Raw genomic sequence first — 5,264 nt, 5'->3', positions numbered from 1 at the left:
CACAGAACTACCTGGCCACGGTTACCCTCGCCGCCATTGTCCTCTATTGGTTATGAGTCCAGACCCTAGCGCATTTTCAGCAATTTCCGATGCGTCTAGTGGGCTTTCCCCGCGAGCCCGGGTATGCGAAGCTCTCGGACAAATCAAGGGCAGGAGGGGAGCAAGGAGCAGAGCCTACTCGGCCGATTTGCGGGAGCGGGTGTTGGCCGCCGTGGCAGCGGGCCAATCGGCCCGCGGGGCGGCGGCCCGGTTTGGGATCGGGCCGGCCACCGCGAGCCGGTGGGTGCGCCGGTGGCGGGAGACCGGGGAGCGGACGGCGCGCAAGCCAGGGCATCCGCCGGGGTCGCAGCTTGATGCGCACGCTCCCTATCTGCTGGGGCTGGTGGCCGCCCAGGTCGCTCTGACCCTGGCAGAAGTCCAGCGCCGCCTCGTCCGCGAGCGCGGGGTGCGCGCCGCGCTCGGCACGCTGTGGGGCTTCTATCGGAAGCAGGGGCTCACATACAAAAAAAGACGGGCCATGCGCACGAGCAGCGCCGGCCTGCGGTAAAAACCGCGCGGGCGGCCTGGGGCCAGCGCCAGCCAACGTTGGACCCCGCGCGGTTGATCTTCCTGGATGAAACGGGGCTCAACACCAAGCTGGCGCGGTTGCATGGACGCTGTCGGCGGGGCGCGCGGCTGAGGGCCAGCCTGCCGCATGGCCACTGGAGGACGACCACCTTCATTGCGGGCTTGCGCGCTGACGATCTTACCGCGCCGATGCTGCTGCCCGGAGCCTTAGACGGGCTCGCCTTCCGGGCCTATGTCGAGCAGGTGTTAGGCCCCACGTTGCGCCCGGGCGACACGGTCATCCTGGACAATCTCGCCGTCCACAAAGGCCCGGCGGTGCGCCAGGCAATCGAAGCAGCGGGAGCGACTCTATTCCCCCGATTACAACCCCATCGAACAGGTCTTTGCCAAGCTCAAGGCGCTCCTGCGTGCGGTGGCGGCCCGGACGCGGGCCACCCTCTGGCACGCTGTCGGCGCTGCCCTCTCGGCGTTCACCCCCGCCGAATGCGCACGCTACCTCGCTCATGCCGGCTATGAATCACAATAGGATGAAACTGCTCTAGCCCGATTTCTTCAGGGCAAAAAAGGAGGTAAAGGTTCCCCGCCGGGCGAGGACCAACAGGGTATCCTCGTCGTTCAGGTCGGCAATGGCCGTGCTGAACTCGGTGACCGAGGTCACCGTTTTGCGGTTGACTTCTTCGATCAGGTCTCCGGGCTGAATCCCGGCGCTTGCGGCTGGGCTGCCGGGTTCAACAGCGGTCACCACCACGCCCTCACGGCTGGCGTCGAGTTGGAACTGGCGGGCGATATCGGGCGTGAGGTCCGCCACGGTCATGCCCCAGCTTTCCTGGTCGGCCTGTGCCGGCCTGCGGCTGGCCAGCTGGTCGGGCAGTTCACCGAGTTTGACCGAGATGTCTTGCTCTTGTCCGCCGCGCAACAGCTTGACCTGTGCCGCGGAACCGACCGGAGCGTTGGCAACCAGGCCGGGCAGGTCGCGCGAGTCGTGAATCGTCTGTCCGTTAAAAGCCGTGATGACGTCTCCCCGCTCCAAGCCGGACTGTTGGGCCGGACCTCCCTCGGTCACCTCCGCAATCAGCGCGCCTTTGGGTTCTTCCAGCCCAAAGGAGTCGGCCAGCTCTTTGGTCACCGGCTGGATCATGACGCCCAGCCAGCCCCGGGTCACTTTGCCGCTCTCTCTGAGCTGAGCGATAATGGACTTGGCCTGGTCGATGGGGATGGCAAAGCCAATCCCGATATTGCCCCCGCCGCGGCTGAAGATTGCCGAGTTGATGCCGATGACCTCGCCTTCGAGGTTCAGGAGAGGACCGCCAGAGTTGCCCGGATTGATTGAGGCGTCGGTTTGAATGAAGTCGTCGTACGGGCCAGCCCCGATAACCCGGCCTGTGGCGCTGACAATACCGACGGTGACGGTTTGCTCAAGACCGAACGGGTTGCCGATGGCCATGACCCAGTCGCCGACTTGCAGGGCTTCGGAATCGCCCAGCGGGACAGCGGTCAGCGGACTGCTCGGCTCGATTTTAATCAGCGCCAGATCGGTCCGCTGATCCGAGCCGATGACGGTTGCCTGGTATTCCTCTTCGTCCGACAGGCGGACGGTGATCTTGTCCGCCTCGCCAATGACGTGATTGTTGGTCACAATGTAGCCGTCTTCACTGATGATGAAGCCCGACCCCAGGCTGCGGGGTTGGTCCGGTGAGGGGTCTGGAAAAAAGCGCCGGAAAAATTCCTCAAACGGATCTTCGCCGCCAAACGGGCTGGGCCGACGCTGGCGGCCGCTCTGGCGCTGGATCTTCTGGGTGGTGGAGATATTGACCACCGAGCGCTTGGCCTTTTTGGCGGTGTCAACCAGCGGGGGCAGGCCGGTCGAGAGGTTAGGCGCTGCGAGGCTTACACCGGGGCTGGGCTCGTGGTCTGAGGCGTGGACTGCAGGGGCTATCATCCAGACCAGTAGACCAAGTGCGAGAATTGTGTTGTGCATGAGTGCCCGGCTCCCCTTCCGGAAGTGTCGCCCCGCTTATTGTCTGCCCTGCTCGGCTTGGTTGCGCAGCTCGACCTGCTGGATATAGGTCGGAATAACCGGCTCGTATTCTGGCGACAGTCGGTTCCGGATGTCGGTGGCTGCCCGGGCGGCTAACTGCTTGATCGGCTGGGAAGAGTCATCTGCGGCGATATTGTCGAGAAAAACCAGGACTTGTTCATTGCCCACGTCGCGCAGGGCATAGATGGCGATGCCTTTGGCGTTTTCGTCAAGATCGCGCCGCAGGAATTCGATGATGGGTTCTGCCCCGCGCGGATCCCCGATTTTTCCCAGGGCAATCAAGACTTTCTTTTTCACCCCCATGTGGGTGTTCCGCAAAAAGAGCTGTTGGGCCAGAACCGGGGTCGCGTCCGTCGCCCGCAGATTGCCGAGGTATTCGATGGCCTTGATTTTGACCCGGATATCAATGTCTGCGGTGGCGTTGACCAGATGTGCAATCACCTCGGGGTCCTTGGAATCGCCCAGGGACTTGACGGCTTCCAAACGGGTCTCGGGCCGGTCGTTGTTGAGGCGCCGGACCCACTCGGTAATGTTGGCCCCTTTTTTCTTGCGATCAACCCGGTCGCGAGCCCGGTCGCCGGTCATCTGGCTTCCGATCCGCTCACCCTGGGACAAGAATTGGGCCTGACCGAGCGGTGGGAGCGCAAGCCAGCAGCAACTCAGGACGAGAAACGAAAAAACACTCTGTCGTAGTAACATGCGCCTCTACCCAGCGGGGGTACGCGTGTACAGCCGTACCGATCCCGCCCTCTGAAGATGCCCCATCCAGACGGGCTGCGCAAGGGGCTATTCGGAGAACAGCGACTCCTGGCCCTCCCGGCGAAAGACCTGAATCTCCTCGGGATACAGCCCGCCTTCGGGAATATCTTTGAGCGGGGTTCCATCCCGTAGGCGGCCCTCGATCACCTCACGATAGGTACACACCAGGTAGCGGTGGCCATCGCGCGGTTTCCGCGGCAGCCGAGCCTGCTCGACACGGTCCTCTCCGGCCGACTCTGGAGCAATGATGCGGACCACATAGCGTTTCTTCATCAGGCCCTTGAGAGCCCGGATGACAGAAGCCCGCGACAGACCGGTCATTTCGCCCACGTCGGCGTAGCCGGCCGTAATCAGTGGGGTGCGGCGCAGCCCAATCGAATGACGCCACAGAGCCCGGTAGACTTTCCATTCGCGCGGGTCCATGAGCTTGTTGAGTTCGTCCTCAAGCAGATAGTCGGGCAGGCGGGGCGAAGGTTGCCACGGCGGACGGCGGGTGAGCTTGACCTGGACTTCGCTGCCTTCTGGCGGTGTCTGGGAGGTAGGGGGAGATGGTGCTGCATCTTTTGCCATAGTCAGTCCCTCGTTCATATATTGACTATATTCAGGTCTCTGTAATTGCAATCCCTTGGAGTAGCCCGGGAAGGCGGAGCCTGCTAAGGAGTGCTGTCATGAAGGTACGTGCCATTACGCTCGGTGTGGACCCTGGACTGCCGCTTCAGCCTGACCAGATTGCTGCGGCGGGCCGTTTTGCCTCAAGCCTGCGTTCCGAGTGCGAGGCGGCTGGCCTTGAGGTACAGACGGTTCGTCTGGCCACGCCTCCGTTTCCCGCCTTTCTTGGCGACCGAACCGAGGCCGAGGTGCTGAGTTTTGTCACAGACCTGGAGGCCTGTTGTCAGGCAAACGGCATCGAGTATTGCTCGATCGGACCAATCGACCCTGAGCGTGCCTCGCCACACCTGTTCGGGCTTGTGCCGCGTCTGATTGCCGAGACCAGCACGGTTTTCACCAGTGCGGTCTTGGCCGAGCCTGGCCGGCCCGTGCGGCGGTCAAGCGCTTGGGCAATCGGGCAAACGATCCAGACCATCGCCCGGACCACGGCCGAGGGATTCGGCAATCTGCGCTTTGCGGCCGTGCTGAACTGCGGTCCCCATATCCCCTTTTTTCCGGCCGCTTTTCACCACGGGCAGCCGGCTTTTTGTCTGGCCTTGGAGGCGGCCGATATTGTGGCTGCGGCGGCCCAGCCCGGACAGGATCTGGACGATTTTCGGGCTGCCCTGGTCGGCGAGTTAGAACGCCAGATCGAGCCGCTCCAGCAGCTCGCCCAGCGACACCACGGGGCCGATTTTGTTTTTCGCGGCATAGACCTGTCTCCGGCGCCCGGACCCGGTCCGGAGGCGAGCATTGCCTATGCGATTGAACGCCTGGGCCTGGGCCGTTTCGGGATGCCGGGGACCTTGGCCGTGGCGGCCCAGATTACCACAGCCCTCAAGGAAACACGTCTCCAGGCCTGTGGCTATAGCGGGCTGATGCTGCCGGTGCTCGAAGATGTCGGGCTGGCCGAGCGCAACAACCAGGGCGTGCTGCGGCTGTCCAGTCTGCTCAGCTACTCTGCGGTGTGCGGGACCGGGCTCGATACCATCCCGCTGGCCGGAGACGTGAGCCTCGATCAGCTGGCCGCCGTGCTGAGCGATGTGGCCGCTCTGGGCTGGAAGCTGGCCAAGCCGCTCTCGGCCCGGCTGCTGCCAATCCCCGGCAAACGGGTCGGGGAGACAACCCAGTTCGATTTTGCCTATTTTGTGAACACCAGGGTGATGGCGGTGGACTAGGGAGTGTCATCAGTTAAGGAGGATCACCGAGGCGGCCAGATAGATAGCTCCCAGAAAGCTGACCGCGCGTTTGT

Annotated in this window: 4 protein-coding genes and 1 pseudogene; 2 read left to right on the top strand and 3 right to left on the bottom strand. The window is 63.2% G+C overall.

Annotated features, from left to right (window positions below; translation table 11 throughout):
• Nucleotides 1-142 precede the first annotated feature (142 nt).
• Nucleotides 143-1,093, top strand: a pseudogene (locus tag J4F42_21515) (IS630 family transposase).
• Nucleotides 1,094-1,105: 12 nt separating this feature from the next.
• On the opposite strand, the gene J4F42_21510 reads toward J4F42_21515, so the two are convergent.
• The 3 genes from J4F42_21510 to J4F42_21500 all read right to left on the bottom strand — a co-directional run bounded on the left by J4F42_21510 (nt 1,106) and on the right by J4F42_21500 (nt 3,934).
• Nucleotides 1,106-2,545 (bottom strand): DegQ family serine endoprotease, encoded by a 1,440-nt coding sequence (locus J4F42_21510; protein ID MCE2488101.1) that lies wholly within the window; start codon nt 2,543-2,545, stop codon nt 1,106-1,108.
• Nucleotides 2,546-2,581: 36 nt separating this feature from the next.
• Nucleotides 2,582-3,304, bottom strand: a complete 723-nt coding sequence (locus J4F42_21505; protein ID MCE2488100.1) for a HEAT repeat domain-containing protein — start codon at nt 3,302-3,304, stop codon at nt 2,582-2,584.
• Nucleotides 3,305-3,391: 87 nt separating this feature from the next.
• Nucleotides 3,392-3,934, bottom strand: coding sequence for a hypothetical protein (locus J4F42_21500; protein ID MCE2488099.1), 543 nt, complete (start codon nt 3,932-3,934; stop codon nt 3,392-3,394).
• A 98-nt stretch (nt 3,935-4,032) separates the two neighbouring features.
• Between J4F42_21500 and J4F42_21495 the strand changes: the two genes are divergently transcribed.
• The gene (locus J4F42_21495) at nt 4,033-5,190 is read left to right on the top strand and encodes a DUF711 family protein (GenBank protein ID MCE2488098.1); all 1,158 of its coding nucleotides are present in this window, start codon (nt 4,033-4,035) and stop codon (nt 5,188-5,190) included.
• Nucleotides 5,191-5,264 lie beyond the last annotated feature (74 nt).

Source organism: Desulfurellaceae bacterium (genome assembly GCA_021296095.1).
In the GTDB taxonomy this organism is placed as follows: domain Bacteria; phylum Desulfobacterota; class Binatia; order Bin18; family Bin18; genus JAAXHF01.
This window is presented reverse-complemented; position numbering and strand designations above follow the sequence as displayed.